The sequence below is a fragment of the Stenotrophomonas sp. YJH_SMC_48-3 genome, assembly GCF_059369375.1.
This window is the reverse complement of sequence record NZ_JCAFSQ010000008.1, coordinates 198,643-223,377: the sequence shown is the minus strand read 5'-3', so window position 1 is coordinate 223,377 and position 24,735 is coordinate 198,643. Positions and strand designations below refer to the sequence as shown.

General features: G+C 68.0%; 24 protein-coding genes. 17 read left to right on the top strand and 7 right to left on the bottom strand.

What is annotated here, in order from left to right; all coding sequences use genetic code 11:
• The first annotated feature begins 30 nt into the window (after positions 1-30).
• The 10 genes from AC5P65_RS14510 to AC5P65_RS14465 all read left to right on the top strand — a co-directional run bounded on the left by AC5P65_RS14510 (position 31) and on the right by AC5P65_RS14465 (position 11,809).
• Positions 31-2,337 carry a TonB-dependent receptor gene (locus AC5P65_RS14510; RefSeq protein WP_111098220.1) on the top strand — a complete coding sequence of 769 codons (2,307 nt, stop codon included), beginning with the start codon at positions 31-33 and terminating at the stop codon, positions 2,335-2,337.
• Between the two features lie 68 nt (positions 2,338-2,405).
• Positions 2,406-3,125, top strand: a complete 720-nt coding sequence (locus tag AC5P65_RS14505) for a tetratricopeptide repeat protein (protein ID WP_111098219.1) — start codon at positions 2,406-2,408, stop codon at positions 3,123-3,125.
• A gap of 10 nt (positions 3,126-3,135) precedes the next feature.
• Positions 3,136-3,813, top strand: coding sequence for a Fe2+-dependent dioxygenase (locus tag AC5P65_RS14500; protein WP_111098218.1), 678 nt, complete (start codon positions 3,136-3,138; stop codon positions 3,811-3,813).
• Positions 3,814-3,977: 164 nt separating this feature from the next.
• The gene (locus tag AC5P65_RS14495; RefSeq protein WP_111098217.1) at positions 3,978-4,379 is read left to right on the top strand and encodes a hypothetical protein; all 402 of its coding nucleotides are present in this window, start codon (positions 3,978-3,980) and stop codon (positions 4,377-4,379) included.
• 146 nt (positions 4,380-4,525) lie between these two features.
• On the top strand, positions 4,526-6,946 hold the full coding sequence (locus AC5P65_RS14490; RefSeq protein ID WP_180832381.1) for a TonB-dependent receptor domain-containing protein: 2,421 nt from the start codon (positions 4,526-4,528) through the stop codon (positions 6,944-6,946).
• A 176-nt stretch (positions 6,947-7,122) separates the two neighbouring features.
• Positions 7,123-7,761 (top strand): PepSY-associated TM helix domain-containing protein, encoded by a 639-nt coding sequence (locus AC5P65_RS14485; RefSeq protein WP_111098216.1) that lies wholly within the window; start codon positions 7,123-7,125, stop codon positions 7,759-7,761.
• Between the two features lie 26 nt (positions 7,762-7,787).
• Positions 7,788-8,306 carry a DUF2271 domain-containing protein gene (locus AC5P65_RS14480; RefSeq protein WP_021202573.1) on the top strand — a complete coding sequence of 173 codons (519 nt, stop codon included), beginning with the start codon at positions 7,788-7,790 and terminating at the stop codon, positions 8,304-8,306.
• 74 nt (positions 8,307-8,380) lie between these two features.
• The gene (locus AC5P65_RS14475; RefSeq protein WP_021202574.1) at positions 8,381-9,184 is read left to right on the top strand and encodes a DUF4198 domain-containing protein; all 804 of its coding nucleotides are present in this window, start codon (positions 8,381-8,383) and stop codon (positions 9,182-9,184) included.
• Between the two features lie 52 nt (positions 9,185-9,236).
• On the top strand, positions 9,237-10,208 hold the full coding sequence (locus AC5P65_RS14470; protein ID WP_111098267.1) for an FAD:protein FMN transferase: 972 nt from the start codon (positions 9,237-9,239) through the stop codon (positions 10,206-10,208).
• Entirely contained in the window at positions 10,205-11,809 is a 1,605-nt protein-coding gene (locus tag AC5P65_RS14465; RefSeq protein ID WP_111098215.1) for a sulfite reductase subunit alpha, read from the top strand. The genes AC5P65_RS14470 and AC5P65_RS14465 overlap by 4 nt, the downstream gene beginning before the upstream one ends.
• A 213-nt stretch (positions 11,810-12,022) precedes the next feature.
• Here AC5P65_RS14465 and AC5P65_RS14460 read toward each other — a convergent pair whose 3' ends face one another.
• The 4 genes from AC5P65_RS14460 to AC5P65_RS14445 form a co-directional block, all read right to left on the bottom strand.
• Positions 12,023-12,631: a HutD/Ves family protein gene (locus AC5P65_RS14460; protein ID WP_495215677.1), complete on the bottom strand. Its 609-nt coding sequence runs from the start codon at positions 12,629-12,631 to the stop codon at positions 12,023-12,025.
• Positions 12,632-12,665: 34 nt separating this feature from the next.
• Positions 12,666-13,391 carry a murein L,D-transpeptidase catalytic domain family protein gene (locus AC5P65_RS14455; protein ID WP_019659426.1) on the bottom strand — a complete coding sequence of 242 codons (726 nt, stop codon included), beginning with the start codon at positions 13,389-13,391 and terminating at the stop codon, positions 12,666-12,668.
• A 17-nt stretch (positions 13,392-13,408) separates the two neighbouring features.
• The gene (locus tag AC5P65_RS14450) at positions 13,409-14,494 is read right to left on the bottom strand and encodes a L,D-transpeptidase (RefSeq protein WP_111098213.1); all 1,086 of its coding nucleotides are present in this window, start codon (positions 14,492-14,494) and stop codon (positions 13,409-13,411) included.
• A gap of 351 nt (positions 14,495-14,845) precedes the next feature.
• On the bottom strand, positions 14,846-15,157 hold the full coding sequence (locus AC5P65_RS14445; RefSeq protein ID WP_224329378.1) for a ComEA family DNA-binding protein: 312 nt from the start codon (positions 15,155-15,157) through the stop codon (positions 14,846-14,848).
• Between the two features lie 214 nt (positions 15,158-15,371).
• Here AC5P65_RS14445 and AC5P65_RS14440 point away from each other — a divergent pair, with 214 nt between their 5' ends.
• The 4 genes from AC5P65_RS14440 to murU all read left to right on the top strand — a co-directional run bounded on the left by AC5P65_RS14440 (position 15,372) and on the right by murU (position 19,001).
• Complete coding sequence (locus tag AC5P65_RS14440; protein WP_021202579.1) at positions 15,372-16,865, top strand: M20 family metallopeptidase; 1,494 nt, start codon at positions 15,372-15,374, stop codon at positions 16,863-16,865.
• 70 nt (positions 16,866-16,935) lie between these two features.
• Positions 16,936-17,205 (top strand): GlsB/YeaQ/YmgE family stress response membrane protein, encoded by a 270-nt coding sequence (locus AC5P65_RS14435; RefSeq protein WP_019659430.1) that lies wholly within the window; start codon positions 16,936-16,938, stop codon positions 17,203-17,205.
• 63 nt (positions 17,206-17,268) lie between these two features.
• Entirely contained in the window at positions 17,269-18,294 is a 1,026-nt protein-coding gene (locus AC5P65_RS14430) for an aminoglycoside phosphotransferase family protein (protein WP_111098212.1), read from the top strand.
• Positions 18,291-19,001: an N-acetylmuramate alpha-1-phosphate uridylyltransferase MurU gene (murU, locus tag AC5P65_RS14425; RefSeq protein ID WP_111098211.1), complete on the top strand. Its 711-nt coding sequence runs from the start codon at positions 18,291-18,293 to the stop codon at positions 18,999-19,001. The genes AC5P65_RS14430 and murU overlap by 4 nt, the downstream gene beginning before the upstream one ends.
• 621 nt (positions 19,002-19,622) lie before the next feature.
• Here murU and hda read toward each other — a convergent pair.
• Genes hda through AC5P65_RS14410 form a run of 3 tightly spaced genes read right to left on the bottom strand, consistent with a single transcriptional unit; the run spans position 19,623 to position 22,635 of the window.
• A complete protein-coding gene (gene hda / locus AC5P65_RS14420; RefSeq protein ID WP_021202582.1) occupies positions 19,623-20,330 on the bottom strand; it encodes a DnaA regulatory inactivator Hda in 708 nt (235 codons plus the stop codon).
• Positions 20,330-21,499, bottom strand: a complete 1,170-nt coding sequence (locus AC5P65_RS14415) for an AI-2E family transporter (protein WP_111099197.1) — start codon at positions 21,497-21,499, stop codon at positions 20,330-20,332. The genes hda and AC5P65_RS14415 overlap by 1 nt, the downstream gene beginning before the upstream one ends.
• Positions 21,496-22,635 (bottom strand): DUF2066 domain-containing protein, encoded by a 1,140-nt coding sequence (locus AC5P65_RS14410; RefSeq protein ID WP_019659435.1) that lies wholly within the window; start codon positions 22,633-22,635, stop codon positions 21,496-21,498. The genes AC5P65_RS14415 and AC5P65_RS14410 overlap by 4 nt, the downstream gene beginning before the upstream one ends.
• A 99-nt stretch (positions 22,636-22,734) precedes the next feature.
• Between AC5P65_RS14410 and purM the strand changes: the two genes are divergently transcribed.
• Genes purM through AC5P65_RS14395 form a run of 3 tightly spaced genes read left to right on the top strand, consistent with a single transcriptional unit; the run spans position 22,735 to position 24,722 of the window.
• Positions 22,735-23,793, top strand: a complete 1,059-nt coding sequence (gene purM, locus AC5P65_RS14405; protein WP_111099198.1) for a phosphoribosylformylglycinamidine cyclo-ligase — start codon at positions 22,735-22,737, stop codon at positions 23,791-23,793.
• A gap of 21 nt (positions 23,794-23,814) precedes the next feature.
• A complete protein-coding gene (locus AC5P65_RS14400) occupies positions 23,815-24,303 on the top strand; it encodes a hypothetical protein (protein WP_019659437.1) in 489 nt (162 codons plus the stop codon).
• Complete coding sequence (locus tag AC5P65_RS14395; protein ID WP_058979369.1) at positions 24,300-24,722, top strand: hypothetical protein; 423 nt, start codon at positions 24,300-24,302, stop codon at positions 24,720-24,722. The genes AC5P65_RS14400 and AC5P65_RS14395 overlap by 4 nt, the downstream gene beginning before the upstream one ends.
• Positions 24,723-24,735: the final 13 nt, after the last annotated feature.

Genomic DNA, 24,735 nt, shown 5'->3' with positions numbered 1-24,735 from the left:
CTTTCCCGATCCACGCCACGACCCATCGCCATGACCTACATCACGTCCCGCAAGCACGCCCCGCGCGTTTCCCTGCTCGCCACCGCCACCCTGGCCGCGGGCTTCGCGCCGCTGGCTGCGCAGGCCGCCGACAGCGCCGACGCCGGCTCCCGCAACGCCACTGAGCTGGACAAGGTGCAGGTGCGCGGCAGCTGGTTCAACCCGTCCTCGCCGAAGTTCACCGCCGAGCTGCTGGACACCCCGAAGTCAGTGTCGATCGTGTCGGAGAAGCTGATCGCCGAAACCGGTGCGACCAACCTGCAGGATGCGCTGCGCATGGTGCCGGGCATCACCTTCGGTGCCGGCGAAGGCGGCAATCCGACCGGTGACCGCCCGTTCATCCGGGGCTTCGATTCGCAGAGCAACGTGTTCGTCGACGGCCTGCGCGACGTCGGCTCGCAGACCCGCGAGATCTTCGACCTGGAGCAGGTGGAAGTGGTCAAGGGACCGAGTTCGGCCTACGGCGGCCGTGACTCCGGCGGTGGCAGCCTGAACCTGGTGAGCAAGACGCCGAAGCTGAAGAACGAGACCAGCGCCAGCATGGGCATCGGCACCGACAGCTACGCACGCGGCACCGTGGACGCCAACTACGTGCTGGGCGACGGCATCGCCGCCCGCCTGAACCTGATGAAGCACGCGTCTGACAGCGCCGGTCGTGATGCGGCCAATGTCAGCCGCTGGGGCATCGCGCCGTCGATCGCGTTCGGCCTGAACGGCCCGGCGCAGCTGATCGCCAGCCACTACCACATGCAGAGCGATGACCTGCCCGATGCGGGTGGGTTCCCCTACAACAATCCGTTCTCCAGCGGCCCGAACGTGGCCAAGAACGGTGATGGCCGCCCAGTGGTGCCGGACCGCAACAACTACTACGGCCTGGTCGACCGTGACTTCCAGCGCACCCGCGCCGACATCAGCACTCTGGACGCCAGCTACGACTTCGGTGGCCACAAGCTTCGCAACATCGCGCGCCTGGGCAACACCAGCAACGACTACCTGTGGACCCAGCCGGACGACAGCAAGGGCAACCCCAACCTGTACGGCACCTTGTGGCGTCGCACCAACACCCGTGCGGTCGACGTCAAGAGCTTCGCCGACCAGCTGGGCCTGACCGGTGCGTTCCAGACCGGCGCGCTCAAGCACAGCTACAGCGCGGGCCTGGAGTACAGCGACGAGAAGATGACCCGTGGCAGCTACCTGATGTCGCCGGGCACCGCCAATCCCCTTGAAAACAGCGCCAACAGCACTCGCTGCCAGGTGTCCGGCGCGGCCACCGGCTACAACTGCACCGACTTCAACAAGCCGAACCCGAACGATCCGTGGGCGGCCGGTCAGATCGTCTATCGCAGCGACAAGGCGCTGGACGTCGAGCAGCGCACCAGGACCACCTCGGCCTACGTGTTCGACACCATCGAGCTCAATGAGCAGTGGATGATCAACCTCGGCCTGCGCTACGACGACTTCCGTACCACCCTGACCACGCCGGTGGCCGGCAAGGCACCGACCCGCGTGCGCAACAGCAACGACTTCCTGAACTACCAGGCCGGCGTGGTGTTCAAGCCGGCCGCCAACGGCAGCATCTACCTGTCCTGGGGCACCTCCTCGACCCCGCCGGGCATGGACGGTGGTGACGGTTCGGACGGCCTGAGCGCGGCCGTTGCCGACCTCAAGCCGCAGGACACGAAGAACCTCGAACTGGGCACCAAGTGGGACCTGCTGGACAACCGCCTGAACCTGACTGCTGCGATCTTCCACACCGTGATGAACAACGCGCGCGTGACCATCGACAACGGCACCAGCCAGAACGCCGGCAAGAAAGAGATCAACGGTTTCGAGCTGGGCTTCAACGGCCAGTTGACCGAGGCCTGGAGCCTGTACGGCGGCTACACCTACCTCGATTCCGAGCTGAAGGACAATGGCTTTGTCTGTGGCGCACCGGTGGGCCGCACCTGCCCGTCCAACGTCTACGTGCCATCGCCGAACAACGGCAACGAATTCCCGAACACCGCCAAGCACAGCGCCAACCTGTGGACCACGTACCGCTTCCCGATCGGCCTGACCGTCGGCGCCGGTGCGTTCTACTCGGACAAGCAGTACGGTGATGTGGCCAACACCAAGTGGATTGCCAGCTACACCCGCTTCGACGCGATGGCCAGCTACGCGATCCAGGACAACATCAGCCTGCAGCTCAACGTGCAGAACCTGACCGACAAGACCTACTTCACCAAGGCCTATGCCTCGCACTACGCGAGCATCGCCCCGGGTCGCTCGGCCACCCTGGCACTGAACGTGAAGTTCTAATGTAACTGCGCTCCACCACGGCGGCAGGCTCTCCTGCCGCCGTTTTTGTTTCCGGCGATACTCACCCCATGGCAACCCGTACCCCCATCGACAGCGACGCTCTGGCCGCGCTGCTGCAGCACGATCCGCAGGCTGCCTTCGCACGCGTGCGCGACGCCGCGCAGGCCGGACAGGTCGAGGCACAACTGCTGCTCGCGCAGATGCACATGGAAGGCAAAGGCACCGCACAGGACGCCTCGGCGGCACGGCTCTGGTACGAAACCGCCGCCAACAACGGCGCGCCGATGGCGATGAACATGCTGGGCCGCTGCCACGAACTGGGCCAGGGCACCGCCCCCGACCCGGCGCTGGCCGCGGTGTGGTACCGCCGCGCGGCCGATACCGGGCTGGACTGGGGCCTGTACAACCTGGCCAACCTGCTGGCCACCGGTCGCGGCGTGCCGCTGGACCGCGCGCAGGCGCTGGCGCTGTACACGCGCGCCGCGCACCTGGGCCACGCCAAATCGATGAACCTGCTGGCCCGCCACCTCGAAGACGGACTGGAGATCGAGCGCGATCCGCAGGCGGCGCTGGACTGGTACCAGCGCGCGGCCGAGGCCGGTGATTTCCGCGGCCAGGCCAACTACGCCTCGATCCTGCTGCAGGCCGGCCAGGTCGAGCAGGCCGTGCACTGGCTGCGGCTTGCACTGGCCCACGGCAGCCCGGCGTTCATGGCGCATCTCGTGCCGGAACTGGCCGCATCGCCGCATCCACAGGTGCGCGCCCTGGTCGCACCGCCGTCCCTCTGAGGAGTCCCGCATGCTGCTGCACATCCCCGACGTTCTCAGCGCCGACCAGGTGGCCGACTTCCGCCGCCGGCTGGATGCCGCCGACTGGACCGATGGCCGCGAGACCGTCGGCCATCTGGGCGCGCAGGCCAAGCACAACCAGCAGCTGCCCGAGGCCTCACCGCTGCGCCGCGAACTGGGCGAGATCATCCTCGTCGCGCTGGCCCGGCATCCGCTGTTCTTCAGCGCCGCGCTGCCACTGAAGTACCTGCCACCGCGCTTCAACCGCTACAGCGGCGGCGGCACCTATGGTTTCCACGTCGACGGCGCGGTGATGAACCTGGCCAACGGCGAACAGCTGCGTTCGGACATCTCCTGCACCCTGTTCCTCTCGGCGCCGGACGAGTACGAGGGCGGCGAACTGATCATCAGCGATACCTACGGCGAGCATGAAGTGAAGCTGCCCGCTGGCGACCTGATCGTGTACCCGTCCAGCAGCCTGCACCAGGTGCGGCCGGTCACCCGAGGTGCGCGCGTGGCCTCGTTCTTCTGGGTACAGAGCATGGTCCGCGACGATGTGCAGCGCCGCCTGCTGTGGGAAATGGATGGCGCGATCGAGCGCCTGCGGCAGACCGGCGGCGACGCCGAGGCGATCCTGCAGCTGACCGGCGTGTACCACAACCTGCTGCGGCGCTGGAGCGAAGTCTGAGCCTTGCCGGGCCGGCCTGCGACATTTTGGCAATCATTCTCATTTGCAACGGCTAACAGCTCTCATTACAATCACGCCCCGTTGATGCCGGCCGCTGCCGGCAGACCCTTGGGGACCCCTGCTTGCTGCGCCCGCTTCGCCCTCGCCCACTCATCCATCGCAAGATGGGCACCGCCATGCGCGGCCAGCGTCCTGCGCTGGCCAGCCTGCTGGCGTGGGTGGCGATGCTGGCCTTGCTGCTGGGCACCCTGCCGCTGCTGCCACACGGCCAAGCCGGAATGGCCGTGCAGATGCCGCTGGAAGAGCGCGGTGGCGAAGCCCCCCTGCAGGAAGAAGCCCCGGCCAAGCTGCGCCGCTGTGCTGCCGCTCCGGTGAAAGCGGCCGAGAAGGCACACCCGCCGCTGCTGCTGGCCAGCCAATGGCTGCGCACTGAGCTGGAACTCGTACCCGCTACGCCGGCCATGCCCGGTGTGCGCCCGGACTGGCCGCTGGCCGCTCCGGACACGCCCTGGGCCGATGCGCCCGGGCGCCGCCAGCAACGCGGCCAGGCGCCGCCGCTCGCCTGATTCACGGCCCCGCGTGACCGCCTGCGCGGTCGCGTCAGCGCGCCGCTGCCTGCTTCATCCCTGCCGCCCCTGACCGGGCCTCCCCGTGCATGCCGCGCCGTTCGCGCCTGGCATCGCACCACCCTGCATCCTTCGAGGTTACTGCCATGGCCCAGCGCCATCGTATCCGTTCGTCCCTGTCCCGTACCCTGCTGACCAGCGCCGTGCTGGCGGCCATGACCGCCCCTGCCCTCGCCCACGGTGACGCTTCCGGCGCGCCACAGACGCTGGACAAGGTGGTGGTCACCGCCTCCGGCTTCGAGCAGAAGGTGGTCGATGCACCGGCCAGCATCAGCGTGGTCAGTCGCGAAGAACTGAGCAAGCGCCCCTACACCAACCTGGTCGACGCGCTGCGCGACGTCGAAGGCATCGATGTCGGCCTGGAAGCCAGCGACAAGAACGGTCGTGCCACCATCTCCATGCGCGGCCTGCCGTCCGAGTACACCCTGGTGCTGATCGACGGCCGCCGCCAGAGCAATGTCGGCCAGCTGTATCCGAACAACTTCGGTGGCGGCCAGTTCGCCTACCTGCCGCCGCTGGACGCGATCGAACGCATCGAAGTGGTGCGCGGCCCGATGTCCACGCTGTATGGCTCGGATGCAATGGGTGGCGTCATCAACATCATCACCCGACGCAACCAGGACAGCTGGCACGGCGCCGTGACCCAGGGCTTCACCGTGCAGCAGGATGACCAGTTCGGTGATGCGCGCACCACCGACCTTTACTTGAGCGGCCCGCTGCTGAAGGACCGCCTCAGCCTGGCGGTGCGCGGCAGCTACTACGACGCCAAGGCCTCCAACCCGGAGTGGGATGCACTGACCCTGCCCGACGGCAGCCTGTGGGAGCGCAGCATCGGCTTCGGCGGCGGTGGCAAGTCGGTGGCCAACACCAACTGGAACACTGGCGTACGCCTGGATTTCCGCGTCAACGACGATCACGAACTGTGGCTGGACTACGACGTGTCGCGGCAGAAGTACGACAACAGCGAAGGACAGACCGGCACGCTGGACAGCCTGGCCAGCCTCTGGCGCGTCGGCAACGCGGTCATCCCCAACCCGAGCGGCAGCGGCACCGTCACCCGCCGCGTGGTGCAGCCGCGCGTGGGCTACACCGCCTACCAGCGCTACGAGCGCGACCAGCTGTCGTTGACCCACCAGGGCCGTTACAGCTTCGGCACCTGGCAGACCTCGCTGACCCACAGCAAGAGCAGCAACCTCGGCCGCTCGCTGCCGCTGACCCTGGACGAGCGCGCCAACCTGCAGACGCTGTGGAATGACGTCTGCCGTCGTACCGGTGCTGCCAACAACTGCGCGGCCGGCCGTGGCAATGCGCTGACTGCGCTCAATCCCAGCGAGATGGCGCGCCTGCAGGCGTTCCTGCCGCGTCCGCTGCGCACCATGGAACTGGAAGGCTACGTGCTTGACACGATGCTCGACCTGGACTTCGGCGCGCACACGCTGACCGTTGGCGGCCAGTACAACGACACCGACATGATCGATGGCGTGTTCGGCATGGATGGCGCCGGCTACCGCAGCAACACCAAGCAGAAGCACCGCATGTGGGCGCTGTTCGCCGAGGACAACTGGGCGCTGACCGATACCCTCACCGCTACCTTCGGCCTGCGCTACGACGACCACAACGTGTTCGGCAGCCATGTCAGCCCGCGCGGCTACCTTGTGTGGAACGCCAGCGATGCGTGGACCTTCAAGGGCGGCGTCAGCACCGGCTACAAGACCCCGCGACCGGACCAGCTGTTCCCGGGCATCACCGGCTTCGGTGGCCAGGGCGTGCTGCCATTGGTCGGTTCGCCGAACCTCAAGCCTGAAACCAGCACCAACTACGAGCTGGCCGCCTACTACGAGGGCCAGCGCTGGGGCTTCAACGTGACCGGCTTCTTCAACAAATTCGAGGACAAGATCGCCAGCGGCGGCACCTTCCCCAACTGCGAAGTGGCGCCGGCCGGCAGCGGTTACTGCGTGGACATCGGTCCGGGTTGGGCCGCGCTGGGCTACAGCACCTTCACCCAGAGCGTGAACATCGACAAGGCTGAAACGCGGGGTGCCGAACTGGCCGCCCACGTCGACCTGCTCGACACCCTGCAGCTGCGCGGCAACTACACCTGGACCAGGAGCGAGCAGACCAGTGGCGCACAGAAGGGGCTGCCGATCAGCGGCACCATGCCGGCAAAACACATGGCCAACGCCAGCCTCAACTGGCAGGTCAACGAAGCGGTCAGCCTGTCGCTGATCGGCGAGGGCCGCTACGACCGCTACCGCGACACGCTGCTGGACGCCAACGGCGCCAGCCACACCCGCTACTACGAGGACTACACCATCTTCCATCTCGGTGGCAGCTGGAAGGCTACGCCCTGGCTGACGGTGAACGCACGGGTCAACAACCTGCTCGACAAGGATTTCGTCTCGCAGTCGTGCCTGTTGATCAGCCAGAGCGAATTCAACTGCGTGGACGACTACGCGACCAAGGACCAGCGCCGCAGCTACTGGATTTCGTTGAACGCGAAGTTCTGACCGCCACGCACCGGTAGTGCCGGCCGCTGGCCGGCAATCCGACGTTGTTTCCCGGAACCCCGGTAGTGCCGGCCGCTGGCCGGCAATCGCCCTCCAGGGATACAGAACGACACGCAATTGCGAGCCATTCTCATCAATGATGTAATGGGCAGTCCCCGTCCGCCTCGAACCGTGCCGTGAGCCGTCCTGCCTCTTCCACCGTGCAGCAGCAACAGAACCGTGGCTTCTGGCTGCGGACGCTGCACCAGTGGCACTGGATCAGCTCGGCGGTGTGCCTGATCGGCATGCTGCTGTTCGCGGTGACCGGCCTGACCCTCAACCATGCAGCGAAGATCGAGGCCAAGCCCGAGGTGCAGAACCAGCATCTGGAGCTGCCGGCCGAACTGCTGGGCCAACTGGGCACGCGCGAGGACGGCAACGCACCGATTCCGCGCCCTGCCCGGCAATGGCTGGACACGCAGCTGGGCATCGCCATTGGCGGCCGCCCGGCCGAGTGGTCGACCGAGGAGATCTACCTGTCGCTGCCGCGCCCCGGTGGCGACGCCTGGCTGAGCATCGACCGCGAGACCGGCGCGGTGGAATACGAATCGACCTCGCGCGGCGCGGTGTCCTACCTCAACGACCTGCACAAGGGCCGCAACGCGGGCCCGGCGTGGGGCTGGTTCCTGGACCTGTTCGCCGTGGCCTGCCTGGTGTTCTGCATCACCGGCCTGTTCCTGCTGCACCTGCATGCGCGGCAGCGGCGCATGACCTGGCCGCTGGTCGGCCTCGGTCTGATGATCCCGCTGCTGATCGCCCTGCTGCTGATCCACTGACTTTCCTTCGTTTCCGGAGCCGCCCCATGCGCGTCACCCTGACCATCGCCCTCAGCGGCCTGCTGGCCACCTCGCCGGCCTATGCCACCACCCTCGACATCAACGTCGAAGTGCCCAAGCTCAACGTGGCCGAGTACCACCGCCCGTACGTGGCAGTGTGGCTGGAAGGCGCCGACCAGAAGGTCGCGGCCAATCTGTCGGTCTGGTACCAGCAGACCAGCAACAGCGAAGGCCACGGCACCAAGTGGCTGCCCGACCTGCGCCAGTGGTGGCGCAAGAGCGGCCGCACCCTGCAGGTGCCGGTGGACGGCGTGACCGGCCCGACCCGCCCGGCCGGCAAGCACGCGCTGTCGTTCAACGACAAGCAGCCGGCACTGAAGCAGCTGGCCCCCGGCAACTACACCCTGGTGGTCGAGGCGGTGCGCGAAGTCGGCGGCCGTGAACTGCTGAAGATCCCCTTTACCTGGCCGGCCACCGCCGCGCAGAACGGCAAGGCGCAGGGCGCCACCGAACTGGGCCAGGTCACCCTGTCCGTCAAACCCTGAGAGGGGACGGAGGGGATCAAGTCGTAATCCCCTTCTCCTTGCCGCATCACCCCGCATCCACTGGAGTCCTCCGCATGAAGCGCACGCTCGTCCTCGCCGCCGCCCTGGCCGCTGCCCTTCCCTTCTCCGCCCTGGCCCACAAGGCCTGGCTGCTGCCCTCGCAGACCGTGATCGCCGGCAACGCACCGTGGATCACCGTCGACGGTGCGGTCTCCAACGACCTGTTCTACTTCAACCACGTGCCGCTGCGCCTGGAATCGGTGGTGATCACCGCGCCGGACGGCAGCACCGTGCAGCCGCAGAACGCAGCGACCGGCAAGTACCGCAGCGTGTTCGACATCGAACTGAAGCAGCCGGGCACCTACCGCATCGCGTCGGTCAATGACGGCCTGTTCGCCACCTACGAGCAGAACGGCGAGCGCAAGCGCTGGCGTGGCAGCGTTGCCACTTTCGGTGAACTGCCGAAGGATGCGAAGAAGCTGGAAGTGAGCCAGTCGGTCGGCCGCGTGGAGACCTTCGTCACCAACGGCGCGCCGAACGACACCGCGCTGAAGCCGACCAACCGCGGCATCGAGCTGGTCGCCGTCGGCCACCCGAATGACCTGTTCGCCGGCGAGGAAGCCACCTTCCGCGTGCTGGTCGATGGCAAGCCGGCCGCCGGCCTGGAATTCGAGATCGTGCGTGGTGCCACCCGCTACCGCAACGCACAGGACGAACTGAAGGTCACCAGCGATGCCAAGGGCGAGATCAAGGTGACCTGGCCGGAAGCCGGCATGTACTGGCTGGAGACCGGCACCGAGGACAACAAGACCTCGGTGAAGCAGGCCGCCAAGCGCCGCCTCAGCTACGTGGCCACGCTGGAAGTGCTGCCGCAGTAATGTGGACCGCGATGCCGGGCATTCCCCGGCATCGCCGCCGCAACGCATCACCATGACCGATTCCCAGCTCGACATCGCCCGCCTCGGCGGCACCACCATGGGCACCACGTGGAGCGTGTCGCTGGTCGCGCCGCGCCAGCGCGACCTGCACCCGCTGCATGCCGGCATCCAGGCGCGGCTGGATGCGGTGGTGGCGCAGATGAGCACCTGGGAGCCTGGCTCGGACCTGAGTCGCTACAACCGCGCCGACGCGGGCCAATGGTGCGTGCTGCCGGCCGAGACCCGCCACGTTGTGGCCTGCGCACAGGCCATCGCTGCCGCCAGTAGCGGCGCCTTTGATCCCACCGTCGGCCCGTTGGTGGCACTGTGGGGTTTCGGTGCACATGCCGGCGAACGCCGCCAACCCGACGCCGCCACCGTGCAGGCCACGCGCGAGCGCTGCGGTTGGCAGCGCCTGCAATGGCGCGGCGATGCGCTGCTGCAACCGGGCGCACTGGAACTGGATCTGTCGGCGATCGCCAAGGGGTTCGGCGTCGATCACGTCGCCGCCTGGTTGCGCGATCAGGGCATCGCTGCTGCACTGATCGAGGTCGGTGGCGAACTGGCCGGCTATGGCCGGAAACCGGATGGCCAGCCGTGGCGCGTGCTGGTGGAGTCCGCACCGGAAGAAGATGCGCGGACCGATACCCCACCTCGCGTGCTGGCACTGGATGGCCGGGCGGTGGCCACCTCCGGCGATCGCTGGCACCAGTACCACGCCGATGGCGAGGCCTACAGCCACAGCCTCGATCCGCGTACCGGCAGGCCGGTGCGCCAGGTCGCCGCAGCGGTCACCGTGGTGGCCGACGACGCCATGCACGCCGATGCCTGGGCTACCGCACTGACCGTGCTCGGCCACGAACAGGGCTTGGCACTGGCCGAGCGCGAAGGCCTGGCCGCACGCTACCTGGAACGGGCCATCGATGGCCCGCGCGAATACCTCAGCAGCGCCTTCCAGCGCCTGCTCGACGAGCAGGCCGCATGAGCCGCCGGCCGTCGCGCGCCGTACTCGGCAACCTGATCGTGATGGTGCTGCTGGCCGTGGCCGGCTACGCACTGCTGCGCCTGCACCTCGGCCAAACCTGGTGGCAGGGCGCACCGCCTGCGCGGCATTGGCAGGGCGCGCTGCTGGCGACCGCGCTGTACGCGCTGGCCTGCACCGCCCTGTGGTGGCGCGGCCGCCCGCGCGATGACGCCGCCGGGGGTGATGTCTCACCGCTGCTGCTGGTGTGGTCCAGCCAGACCGGCTTCGCACGCGAACTGGCCGAACGCAGTGCCGAGGCATTGCGCGGTGCCGGCGTGCCGGTGCGTGTGCGCGGCCTGCATGAGGTCGACGCCACGCTGCTGGTCGACAGCCAGCGTGCATTGTTCATCGCCAGCACCACTGGCGAAGGCGACCCACCCGATCATGCGCTGCCGTTCCTGCGCGGCGTGATGACCTCACCGCCTGCGCTGCAGCACCTGCAGTACGGCGTGCTCGCACTGGGCGACCGCAGTTACGGCCACTTCTGCGGATTCGGCCACCAGCTCGACCAGTGGCTGCGCCAGCACGGTGCGCATCCGCTGTTCGATGCGATCGACGTCGACAACGCCGATCCGGCCGCGCTGCGCCATTGGCAGCAATTGCTGGGCCAGCTCGGCGGCGGCGCCAGCGAACTGCCCGACTGGAGCCCGGCCGAATACCAGCCGTGGACGCTGCTGCAACGTGAGCATCTGAACCCGGGCAGCCCCGGCGGCGCGGTGTATTGGCTGCGCCTGCAGCCCCCGGCCGATGCAGATGCGCAGTGGCAGGCCGGTGACATCGCCGAGATCGGCCCGCAGCACGCACCGCACACCGTGCGTGCCTGGCTGGACGCACAACGCTTCGATGCGGATACCGTGCTGGATGACGGGCAGACGTTGCTGGCACGCGTCGCGCGCTCGCACCTGCCCTCATTGGTTCCCCCGGGTGATCTGCCCGCATTGCTGGCGACCCTGCAACCGCTGCCGCATCGCGAGTACTCGATCGCCTCGGTGATGGCCGACGGTGCGGTCGAGCTGCTGCTGCGCCGCCAGCTGCGCGCCGACGGAACACCCGGCATCGGCAGTGGCTGGCTGTGCGACCACGCGGCCATTGGCGAGCCGGTGCAGCTGCGCCTGCGCCGCAACGACAATTTCCACGGCGTCGCCGCCGAGGTACCGCTGCTGCTGATCGGCAACGGCACTGGCATCGCCGGCCTGCGCGCACACCTGCACGAACGCGTGCGCAGTGGCGCCCGCCGCACCTGGCTGCTGTTCGGTGAGCGCACCGCCACGCACGACTTCCACTTCGGTGAAGAACTGCAGGCGATGCTGGCCGACGGCACGCTGGCGCGGCTGGATGCAGTGTTCAGCCGCGATGGCGGTGCGCATCGCTACGTGCAGGACCGGTTGCTGGCCGAAGCGGCAACACTGCGGCGGTGGGTGGATGAGGGCGCGACAATCCTGGTCTGCGGCAGCCTGCAGGGCATGGCCCCGGCGGTGGATGCGGTGATCGAGCAGGTGCTGGGGACTGCGGACAAGGAAGCGCTGCTGCTGGCCGGTCGTTACCGGCGCGATGTGTATTGAGGTCGCCGCATCCACGCATGGCGTGGATCTACTGAACGCACCGACGCCTGCGAACCGCCTTCTGGTGGGTGCGAACCTTGGTTCGCACCATGACGCAGCATTGGCGGCCGTATCCACGCATGGCGTGGATCTACTGCGCGGCGTGTCCAGGCATGGCAACTACACCCCAGTAGATCCACGCCATGCGTGGATTGAGCCACCGGCGCCCAGGCATCATCCCGCCGCCGCACTGACCCGGATCACCAACAACTCGCCCCCGCCCTGCAACGCGTGCCGCTGACGTTCGCCGGCCGCCAACCACGCGGTATCGCCGGCCTGCAGCGGCGGCAGGCCACTGTCGGCACCGAACGCCGCCTGACCGGCCAACAGATGCAGCGCCCAGGCCACGCCCGGTTCGCAGAAGAAGAACATCGCGCCCACCAGCGGCCGATGCAGCAGTTCGGCCTGCAGCAGATCGCGTTTCCACATCAGGTTGAAATCGTGGGTGGTGCCATCCACCAGTTCGCCGTGCAGCCTTTCCTCTCCCGCAAAGCGCACGCGCCCGTGCGGCGGCAGCACCTGGGCCACGCGGCCATCCTCGAAATGCAGGCGCACGCCATTGCCCTGCAGCAGCACCAGTTCTCGCTCCACGCCGGGGAAGGCGGAGAACGCGGCGTCCTGTTCGATTTCGGCCACCGACAGGCGCAGCGCCCAGTCATCCCCCTGCGCGGGCAGGCGCAGGATCTCGCGGGTCCAGCCCAGGCCGTTGCGCCAACGTTCGCGGCGGTAGTCCAGGCGGGCGATCAACTGGCTCGGAGTGTGCAGCAGGGAGTCGATGTTCATCGGCGCATTGCATCATGCCGCGCGCCGTCGTGCATCACCGCGTGGCGAGCGTGCCCTGGCCACCGCACCCGCCGGCCAGCAGCTGCGAGTGCTTCAACCAGTCCTGGTCGGGGTAGTAAGCAAACACCATCGTGCCACCACGCAACGCATCGATCAGCGGCTTGGCCACCGACAGCCGCACCGCCGGGCAACCCAGGCTGCGTCCCAGCCGCCCCTGCAGCTGCGCGGTGGCCGGGTTCACATACGGCGCACCATGGATGACGATCGCGCGATCGCGCGCACGGTCATTGAAGCCCGGTTCCAGGCCGGCCAGGCGCAGCGAATAGCCGTTGCCGCCCATGTAGGTCTCCTGCGCGGTGAACGCGCCGAGGCTGGACATGAAACTGCCGTCGCGGTTGGAGAAGTGCTCGGTGCGGTTCTCGCCGCTGTTGCGGCCATGCGCCACCCATTCCTCGAACAGCAGGCGCTGGTGGGCCAGGTCGAACACCCACAGGCGCGGCTCGGTGGACGGGCGCGAGTAATCGATCACGCTGAGCCGATCACCGTTGATGCCCAGCTCCGGCCGCTGCAGCGCGCAGCGCATGGCGCGCGCCGCCAGCTGCAACACGTGGCGGTCGGCCTTGGGCGCACTGCGCGACAGCAGGGCAGCCAGATCATCGGCAGAGGTGGCGAGGGCGGGCGTCTGTGCCAGCGCCGGGGCGCTGGCCGAGGTCGCCAGCAGGCCGAACGCGGCCAGCCGGCACAGGCGGGATGCAGTCATGGGCACAACGAGGGGACTCAGTTGCCCTTGAGGGTGGACCCTGGCGGCTCGGATTCCAAGACCGGCTGCATTCCAGATTCAGCCGGGCTTGGGCGGACCGCCGGCAGCGAGGTCACCAGCAGGGTCGTGCCCGGCACCAGCACCTGGTACAGCTGGCGGGCGAAATCGGCCGGCAGCGCCATCGGCAGCGAGGGCGTGGCCAGCAGGTCCGGCGTGGCCTGGGCGCGGTCCTGGCCCAGCAACGGGTAGGCCGTCCACTGGTGCAGGCGCTGGTTCACGTCCAGCGGGCTGGGGGTGTCGCTGTAACCCTGCCCCATCACGAACAGCGTGGTCCCTTGGAAGGCCGGCAGCGCGTCCGCCTTCAACGGCGACTCGCCGATCATCACCCCATCGCGCAGCACGTACAGGCGCTGGTCGTGCAGGCTGACCAGGATGCCGACCTGCCCGGCCGGGGCCACGCTGTCGTTCCACCACGCCTGCGCCGGCGCTCCGCCCTCTGCCTCCGGCAGGGCCTGCCCACGCGCATTCACGGGTGCCAGTACCGACGGATAGGCCAGGGTCATCGGCGAGCTCTTGGCGTCGGCCACGACCACGGTATCGCCACGCTGGGTTTCGCTGAACAGCTTCTGCGCGAAGGCCTGCGGCAGGCGCACGCAGCCGTGCGAGGCGGGATGCCCGGGCAGGCTGCCGCCATGCAGAGCGATACCGTCCCAGGTCAGCCGCTGCATGTACGGCATCGGCGCGCTGTTGTAGAGGTTGGACCTGTGGTCCTTGTCCTTCTGCAGGATGGTGAACACGCCGGTTGGCGTCTCGTGCCCAGCCTTGCCCGAGCTGATCGTGGTCAGGCCGATGGCGATACCGTTGCGGTAGACATAGGCGCGCTGCTCATCGAGGCTGACCACCAGCACGATCGGGCCGGTCGGCGAGATTTCCGGATGCCACAGGTATTCGCCCGGCTTGAGGTCGGTCGGTCCGCGTACCTCGGCGGTGGCCGCAGCGGCAGCTGCAGGCTTGGCGGCCGGCGTAGGCGCAGCGGCGTGGGCCTGCAGTGGCAGGGTCAGTGCCAAGGCGAGCATCAGGGTGGTGGGGCGGTGCACAAGCATCCAGCGGGGTCCTTTCCATGCGGAGCGGCCACCGTACACCATCGGCCCGTGGTGGCCGCGGCAAAACCAGGCGCCGGAAATGAAACTGCCCGGCGACACAGCCATGTGTCGTACCGGGCAATCGTTACGTCCTTGTCGGCCTGCTGCCGCCCCCTCGCATCCTGCGCTGTGGGGGTAGCGTTGCATCCTGCACGCGGCCGCGTCTGTCCTGTTTGTATCTCAGCCCCTTCCACAGGTCTGTGATGCCACCATCCTGGTGAGTGGTGCCGCGTCCTGCGGCGGTCGGTGGTCACGGGCGTCCTGTCCGTGACCGGTGAACCAGCGTCCTGCCGGTTCCGACGATTCCTGCTGTCAGCGCCTCGGTACGGTTCGCACCGGTACCGATCCGGGTACCGGATCCGCCGGCAACAACCTGTTGCCTACGGTGATCCGCTGTCGATTCCGTTCGACGATGGCTTTCCCTATCCCCTTCACCTGCGCCAAGTCCTCGACGCGATGAAACGGGCCGTGTCTGCGCCGGTGCTCGACGATCGCCTCGGCCTTGGCGGCTCCGACCATCGTCAATCCCTGCTGCAGCGCCTGGGCATCGGCGCGGTTGATGTCGATCGGTTCGGCGGCATGCGCCCCAGCGATCCACACGACCAGCACCAGTGCCCTCAACACGACACTCCAAGGCACGACGTGTATCTCCTTGTGATTCTGGACGTCCCGACCGGCAATCCCGTCGGTAGGAACAGTGTCCGTCACCACATGCACACAGCCTATCGGTTTCCTGGATTTCTAAAAGCCAGCCAAATACCCGACGTGATGTAGGAAAAACCCTACCCGTGGCACAGGCGTAGAATGGCGGGATCAGCCCATGCAACCGGAGTTTCAGATGGACAGCGCCAAGCTCGGCCAATTCGTCAATGACAAGTGGGACAGTGAAATCGTCCCGCAGTTGGTCGACTACATCCGCATTCCCAACAAGTCGCCGATGTTCGACGCCAATTGGGTGCAGAACGGCTACATGGAACAGGCGGTCACGCTGATGGAGAACTGGGCCAGGGCCCAGCAGCTGCCCGGCCTGAAGGTTGAAGTGGTGCGCCTGGAAGGCCGCACCCCGCTGATCTTCCTGGAAATTCCGGCCTCCGGCCCGGAAACCGGCGACGACACCATCCTGCTCTACGGCCATCTGGACAAGCAGCCGGAAATGACCGGCTGGGACGACGATCTCGGCCCGTGGACCCCGGTCCTGCGCGGCGACAAACTGTATGGCCGCGGCGGTGCGGATGACGGCTACGCCATCTTCGGCTCGCTGGCCGCGGTGCTGGCGCTGCAGGCCCAGGGCCTGCCGCACGCCCGCTGCGTGGTGCTGATCGAAGCCTGTGAAGAATCGGGCAGCTACGACCTGCCGGCCTACGTCGACCACCTGGCCGACCGCATCGGCAAGCCGTCGCTGGTGGTCTGCCTGGATTCGGGCTGCGCCAACTACGACCAGCTGTGGTGCACCACCTCGCTGCGCGGCCTGACCGGCGGCAACTTCACCGTGAAGGTGCTCAACGAAGGCGTGCATTCCGGCGATGCCTCCGGCGTGGTGCCGTCCAGCTTCCGCCTGCTGCGCCAGCTACTGTCGCGCATCGAGGACCAGGACACCGGCCGCATCCTGATCGACGGCATGAACGTGGAAATCCCGGCCGAACGCCTGGAACAGGCCAAGCGCGCGGCCGAAGTGGTGGATACCGAGATCTTCGAGAAGTTCCCGATGGTCGACGGCCTGCGCCCCATGAACGAGGACCTGACCGAGCTGGTGCTCAACCGCACCTGGCGCCCGGCGCTGTCGGTCACCGGCGTCGGTGGCATGCCGCCGCTGGAATCGGCCGGCAACGTGCTGCGTCCACAGACCTCGGTGAAGCTCTCGCTGCGCCTGCCGCCGACTGCCGATGGCAAGACCTGCGGGGAACTGCTGAAGGAAGCGCTGCTGCGCGACCCGCCGAACGGCGCGCAGGTCACCCTGGACCTGGAAAAGGCCTCCACCGGCTGGAACGCACCGGCCATGGCGCCGTGGCTGACCCAGGCCATTGACGACGCCAGCCAGGCTTTCTTCGGCAAGCCGGCGATGTACATGGGCGAAGGCGGCTCGATCCCGTTCATGGGCATGCTGGGCGAGAAGTTCCCGGGCGCGCAGTTCATGATCACCGGCGTGCTCGGCCCGCATTCCAATGCACATGGCCCCAACGAGTTCCTGCACATCCCGATGGGCAAGAAGGTCACCGCCTGCGTGTCCAAGGTGATCAGCGAGCACTATGCCGCCAGCCTGCGCGGCGAGACCAGCGGTTCGCCGGTGGCTGCCGACAGCGGCACCCGCCACGGCGACCACGGCTGCTGCTGATTACGGCACACCGTGACGGACGCAGCCTGGCCTTGCTAGGCTGCGTCCACCCAAAGCGGAACACATGCACATGAATGGTCTGTTCGGCAGCAGCAGCTGGCTGTACATCCTGCTGGTCGGCTTCGTCGTCGGCCTGCTCGGGCGCTTCTTCATGCCCGGCAACAACCGCATGGGCTGCCTGCTGACCATCGTGCTGGGCATCATTGGCGCGCTGGTGGCCGGTTGGTTCGGCCAGTACATGGGCTGGTACGCTCCCGGCGAACCGGCCGGTTTCCTCGGTGCGGTAGTGGGCGCGGTGGCCGTGCTGGCCGTCCTGCGCCTGTTCAGCGGCCGCCGCTGACCCCGTCCCTCCTTCCCCCCTGCTCCCGACGTTGGCGCGCCCGGCGCGCCCGGATATGCCCGCATGACCGAACCCGCCTCCGATCCCCAGCGCAGCGCGCAGCGCCTGCAGTGGGCCCGTACCCAGCTCGATGACGCCAACGCGGTAGTCGAACGCGCTTCGGTGGATGCCGGCATGCGCAGCTACTGGCGTACCACCAGCACGCGCGGCAGCCACATCGTGATGGACGCTCCGCCGCGGCTGGAAGATCCGCGGCCGTGGCTGCGCATGCGCGGCCTGCTGCACGACAACGGCCTGCGCGTACCTGCATTGCTGGCGCAGGACGTGGAAGCCGGCTTCCTGCTGCTGGAAGATCTCGGCGGCCCGACCCTGGCCAGGATCCTCGACGAGCGCAACGCCGATGAATGGTTCGGCCGTTCGATCGAACAGCTGCTGCGCCTGCAGGCGATCCCGGTACCGGCCGACTTCGGCCAGTTCGGCGAAGCGCTGCTGCAGCGCGATGCCGGCCTGTTCGACGAATGGTTCCTGCAACGCCACCTGCAGCTGGAACTGGACTGCGGCGAGATCGAAGGGCTGCAGCTGGTACACCGCCGGTTGATGGACAACGCATTGGGCCAGGCCCAGCTGATGACCCACCGCGACTACATGCCGCGCAACCTGATGCCGGTCGACGACGGCCCCGCGGTGCTGGATTTCCAGGACCTGGTGCGTGGCCCGATCGCCTACGATGCGGTGAGCCTGTTCAAGGACGCCTTCCTGAGCTGGCCGCTGCAGCGCGTGGACGAGTGGCTGGCGCAGTACCACGAGCGCGCACGCGACGCCGGCCTGCCGGTACCCGACCGCGCCACCTTCCTGCGCGATGCCGACTGGATGGGTATCCAGCGCCACGTGAAGATCCTTGGCCTGTTCTGCCGCCTGCGCTACCGCGACAACAAGGGCCATTACCTGGACGACGCGCCGCGCTTCATCGGCTACCTGGATGAAGTACTGCCGCGCTACCGCGAGCTGGCACCGCTGCAGCAGCTGCTGGACGAGCGCATCAAGCCGGCGCTGGCCGAGCTGGGTGCACCGATGCGCGTGGCCCGATGAAGGCGCTGGTCTTTGCCGCCGGCCTCGGCGAGCGCATGCGCCCGCTGACCCTGCACACGCCCAAGCCGCTGCTGGATGTGGCTGGCAAGCCGCTGATCGTCTGGCACCTGGAACGCCTGGCCGCACTCGGCGTGCGCGAGGTGGTGGTCAACACCGCGTGGCTGGCCGAGCAGTTCCCTGCAACGCTGGGCGATGGCAGCCAATGGGGCGTGCGCCTGCATTTCCTGCACGAAGGGCCGACCCCGCTGGAAACCGGCGGCGGCATCCTCAACGCATTGCCGGTGCTGGGCGATGCCCCGTTCCTGGTGGTGAACGGCGATATCTGGACCGATTTCGATTTCGCCACGCTGCCGCGCGAGCCGCAGGGCCAGGCACACCTGGTGCTGGTCGACAATCCGGCGCAACACCCCGACGGTGACTACCGCCTCGATACGCAGGGGGTGCTGCACCATGACCGCGAAGGTCCCTGCCTGACCTATGCCGGCATCGGCGTGTACCGTCCTTCGATCGTGGCCGACTGGCGCGCGGTGATCGGCGATGCGCCGGGCAGCGAGCGGCTGCCGCCGAAGTTCTCGGTGGTGCCGCTGCAGAAGCATTTCATGGCGCAGGGGTTGATGACGGGGCAGCACCATCGCGGGCGTTGGACCGATGTGGGCACCGTGGATCGCCTGCGCGCGCTGGATGCTGAGTTGGCGGCGAACGGCTGAGCCCCTCGTGGCTGGACTCATTGAAAGCAGAAGCCGTGCTTGGCCGGTCGGCGTGGGCTGCGCAGGGGACGCTGCAAGTCCCCCTCCGGGGCCCGGCCCAGCCGCTGGCGGCTGTGCGTTCAGGCGCTTGCGAAGCAGTGCTTCGCAAGCAAAGCGCCCTCACCCCTGTAAGCTCGGTCGCCGCATCCATGCGGCTCACGCCCCTGCGCAGCCCACGCCGACCGGCCTCTGACAGTTTCCGTGCGCGTCCAGCCACGGAAGAAAGAAAGAAAAGCAAGAGCGGGTCGCTTCGCTGCGCTTGCTCTGGTGACGACCAACGGTCGTCACCCACCACAAGCAAGACACGTGTCGACCAAGGTCGACACCCACCAACAGCAGTGCAGTACGCAGTTCCGGCAGATCGCGGGAACCTGTCGAAGGCGGGGTGGCTCAGGTTGCGGGGGCGTGAGCGCCATGGATGGCGCGATCGAGGCTACAGGGACGTACTTGCGCCGTCCCCCGCAACCTGACCCACCCCGCCTCCCCTCAGGAAGCCCGCTTTTGACGTTGCTGTTGAAGCTGCCGGCCAGCGGCCGGCACTACCGCGGGTGCAGGGCGCAGCCCTGCAAACAAACCCCACCCTCAGTAACGGGGCCGGCCTTCTTCCAGCACCTGGCGCAGGAACGGCACGGTGATCCGCCGCTTCGCCGCCAGCGATTCGCGGTCCAGCCAGTCCAGCAGCGTGATCAACCCACCCAGCTCGCGCCCGGTGTGCGACAGCAGCCACTCGATGGCCGCTTCGTCGATGGCCAGGCCGCGTCGCAGCGCGCGCTCGCGCAGCACCGCAGCACGACCTTCCTCATCCAGCGGCTGCAGCAGCACGCGCACGCACTGGCCCAGCCGCGAACGCAGGTCCGGCAGTACCAGGCCCAGTTCTTCCGGCGCCTTCTGCGCCGTGTACAGCACGGTCACGCCTGCTGCACGCGCGCGGTTGTGGAAATCAAACAGCGCGATCTCGTCCTCGCGGTTGCCGGCAACTTCGTCCAGCCCGTCCAGCGCCACCAGTTCGCGTGCGTCCAGCCCGTCGAGCGCTGCACGAACGCGGCCGGCGGCGCTGGCCAGTGGCACGTACGTCGGCAGGCGCCCGGCCTGCTCGGCGCTGGAGCACGTCGCCAGCGCCTGGTGGGTCTTGCCGGTGCCCGCCGCGCCTTCCAGGTAGACCCAATCGTGGCTGGCGCCGACCGCGATCGCACGCAGCTGCGCCAGCGCGCCATCCGGCGCGCCGATGAAGGTCTCCAGGCGCTGGTCCCGCGGGTAATGCAGGGCCAGCGGCAGTTGCGGCACGCCCATCACTTCAGGTCGGGGCCCTTGTCGGTCGGAACGATGATATGGGGGGCGTCGACCACGCCATCAAGCACGATCGCCGGCTTCTCGCCCACGTACAGCTCGCTCTGGCGGTAACGCTGGTGGGCATAGCGCAGCAGCACGTTGGTCACCGCCGCCACCGGCAGCGCCAGCAGCATGCCGAGGAAGCCGAACAGCTGGCCGCCGGCCATCACCGCGAAGATCACCGCCACCGGATGCAGGCCGATCTTGTCGCCGACAATGCGCGGGGTCAGTACGTAGCTCTCCAGCAGCTGGCCCACGGTGAACACCACGCCGACCAGGATCAGCAGCTTCAGGTCGAAGCCCTGTGCCTGCACCAGCGCGGCAATCACCGCCATCAGCACGCCGGTGGTCGCGCCCAGGTAGGGGATGAAGCTGATCAGGCCGGCAATCAGGCCAATCAGCAGGCCCAGCTTGAGGCCTACCAGCGACAGGCCGCCGGCGTAGATCACGCCCAATGCCAGCATCACCAGGAACTGGCCGCGGATGAACGCCCCCAACACCTCGTTGGACTCACGCGCCAGCGCAGTGATGGTGCCGATGTGGTTGCGCGGAATCACCGAGGCCACCCGCTCGACCAGCTTGTCCCAGTCGCGCAGGAAGTAGAACGCCAGGATCGGCAGCAGCAGGATGTTGACCACCCAGGTCACCATCGCAAAACCCGATCGCGAGACGTAGCCCATGAACGTGGTGGCGACGCCGCCGGCCTGCTGCCAGTGGCTGCGCACCCACTCGATCAGGCGGTCCGGATCCAGCCACTGCATCACTTCCAGGCCGGTCTTCTGCTCGAACCAGGGAATCCCCTTTTCCATCAGCCACGCCTGCGCCTGCGGCGCGACCGCGATCAGGGTGGTGATCTGGCGCTCGATCATCGGCACCAGCACCAGCAGCAGCGCCACGATCACCAGCACCATCGCCGCGAATACCAGCACCACGCCGGTCATGCGCGAGCGGCCGGTGGCCTCGATGCGGTCCACCAGCGGGTCGCCCAGCCAGGCCAGTGCCAGCGCCAGCACGAACGGGGTCAGGATCGGGGCCAGCAGCCACACCACCCAGCCGACCAGGCCGGCGAACAGGATGTACTTCAGCCGGCGCAGGAACTGCGCGATTTCCGCTTCCGGGGTCAGGGTCATCGCAGGCGGTACTCATTGCTGACCGGTGCTGCGACCGGGGCACCGGTGGTGTCGTCGATCGGCGTCGGCAGGGCCGGCAGCGGCGCGCTCGGCACCAGTACACCGTTGTCGCCCAGCATGCGGTTGAAGCCGGCCAGGCCGGTGGTCATCTCCAGGCTCAGCTCCAGCTGGCCGGCCGAAGCATGCAGCGGGGTGACGTTGCGCACCACCGGCACCTCGCGCAGGCCGGCGGCAAGGCGCAGGTAGTCGTCGGCACTGTTGATGCCGGTGACCACCACGCGGTAGGTTCCGGCCTGGCCGACGGCGGCGCCGGCCTTCGCATAGCGCCTGACCAGCGCATCGGCGGCGCCATCGGCGCCGGCCGCCATCGCCCGCATGGCGTTGGCGTCCTTGCTGGTCCACTTGTTCAGCTCACGGCCGTTGTCGACGAACACCCAGTCCGCCTGCCAGCCGCCGTTGGCGCGGTAGAGCTTGCCGATCAGCTGCATCGGCGGTGAGTAGCGCGAGGAGGCGCGGGCCACGGCGGCACTGTCCTGGCGCCAGATGGCACCGGCCAGCGCCTGCTCGGCGGCACCGCCGCTGGGCAGGCCGAGCTTGTAGCCGCGCTCGATGGCGCGGTTCAGCAGTGGGCGGGCGGCATTGGCCTGCTGCACGCTGACCAGGCGCGGTCCGCTGCCGTCATCCACGGCCAGCCACACCACCGGCTTTGGTCGCGGCTGCGGCCACAGCGGCAGGCCCAGCGCCGAGACCAGCGAATCGACGTCGTCCTCGCGGAAACGGGCCACCAGCAGGGTCCGGAAGCTCGGCGCGCCGCTGGCGCCTACGCTCTGGTCCTGCTTGTAGTCGTAGCTGGCCACGTAGTCCTTGGCATTGCGCAGTGCCTGCACCACACCGGGGCGCGACATCACGTTGCGATCACCGGACAGCTTGCCCAGTACCACGCTCAGGGCGCGGGCCAGGGCGCCGTTGCGATCGGCTTCGGCTTGGCTGTTGACGGGCACTTCGGCCTCGTACGCGCCACTGGCGGTGGCGACATCACCCTCGGTGCGAAGGCCGCTCTGGGCCATCGTGGCCACCGGCAGGCTCAGCGCAAGGAGCAGGGTCAGAATCAGGCTGCGGCGCATCAGGACATCCATTGGCTCGACGTATCCGGGGGAATTGTTGCCCGAATACGGCCTTTGCGCCAATGCGGCCTGTTAAAATCGCCCGTTCAACCCCTGCCAGCGCCGACGCCCGTGACCAACACCCCGTCTTCCGCCCCCTCCCCCCTTACCTATCGTGACGCGGGTGTCGACATCGACGCCGGCAACGAGCTGGTCGAGCGGATCAAGCCCCTGGTCAAGCGCAGCTTCCGGCCGGAAGTGATGGGCGGCCTGGGCGGCTTCGGCGCCCTGTTCGACCTGTCCAACAAGTACCACGAGCCGGTGCTGGTGTCGGGTACCGACGGCGTGGGCACCAAGCTGAAGCTGGCGCACCAGCTGAACCGCCACGATACGATCGGCATCGACCTGGTCGCCATGTGCGTGAACGACGTGCTGGTACAGGGTGCCGAGCCGCTGTTCTTCCTGGACTACTTCGCGACCGGCAAGCTGGACATCGACACCGCCGCGGCGGTCGTGGGCGGCATCGCCAACGGCTGCACCGAGGCCGGCTGCGCGCTGATCGGTGGTGAAACCGCTGAAATGCCCGACATGTATGCCCCGGGCGAATACGACCTGGCCGGCTTCACGGTGGCCGCGGTCGAGAAGAGCGAGCTGAAGGACGGCGCCAGCGTGGCTGCCGGCGACGTGCTGATCGGCATCGCCTCGTCCGGCCCGCACTCCAACGGCTACTCGCTGGTGCGCCGCATCTACGACCGTGCCGGCCGCCCGGCCGATCTGGAGCTGGAAGGCGGCGTGAAGCTGGTCGATGCGCTGATGGCGCCGACCCGCCTGTACGTCAAGCCGATCCTGGCGCTGCTGAAGTCACACGGCGAGGCCATTCACGGCATGGCCCACATCACCGGTGGCGGGCTGACCGAGAACATCATCCGCGTGGTGCCCGACGGCCTCGGCCTGGACATCCAGGCCTCGTCCTGGACCCTGCCGCCGGTATTCCAGTGGCTGCAGAAGGAAGGCGCCGTGGCCGACAGCGAGATGTGGCGCACCTTCAACTGCGGCATCGGCTTCGTGCTGATCGTCGCGCCGGACCAGGAGGCTGCCGTGTCCGAGGCGGTCAGGGCGCAGGGCCTGGAGCACTGGACCATCGGCCAGGTGGTCACCGCCGAAGGCGCCGAGCGCGTCCACATCGGCTGAGCCCGGCAACCAGGAGCCCGCATGGACGCAACGCCCCCCCTGGCACCCACCCCGGTACCACCGCCGTTGGCGGCGGTGCCGGTCTTCAGCAGGCAGGACGCTGACCACCTGCGCGCGCTGTCCATCGCCCACTATGTGTTCGGTGGCCTGATTGCGCTGCTCTCGCTGTTTTTCATTCTGTACATCGTGCTCGGCATCAGTGCGCTGAGCGGCCATCTGCCGATGAACTCCGGGGGCCAGCCCTCGTCGCCGGCCGAACAGCGCCTGTTCGGCTGGGTGTTCACGGTCCTGGGGACCGTGTTCGTCGCCGGCGGCCTGGGCATGGCCGCATTCGTCATCCATGCCGGCCGCTGCGTGGCCCGGCGGCGTCGTTACCTGCTGTGCCTGATCGTGGCCGGCCTGCTCTGCCTGTTCGCGCCGCTGGGCACCGTTCTAGGGGTGTTCACCCTGGTCACACTGCTGCGCCCGCAGGTGAAGGCCGCCTTCGATGCAGCTGGCACGGCTGCATGACGATGCCGGGCGCGCCTCCGCCATTGCCACAGCAGACCCTGGCGCAGCTGCAGTTGGCCAGCCACCTGCAGACGCTGAAGGTGCTGTTCTACGCGCTGGCAGGTTTCCACTGGCTGGCCGCGTTGGCCTTCCTCGGTTTCATCGGCCTGGTCGCCAGTTCCCGGGGGTTGGACGAAGGCGCGGCGCTGGCCACGGTCTACGGGGTCATTTCGTTGTTGGCGGCGGCGCTTGGCTTCGTACAGCTGCACACTGCGCGCCTGCTGTCGCGCCGCACCGGGCTGGCCTGGTGCCAGCGCGCGGCATGGCTGGCAGTGCTTGCCGGCCCGTTGGGCATGGCGCTGACGGCCTATGCCCGGGTGTTCCTGTCCAAGCCTGACATGGCCGCATTGTTCGACCGCGGCGACCACCTCAGTGCCTGAGCCCGCAGGCAAC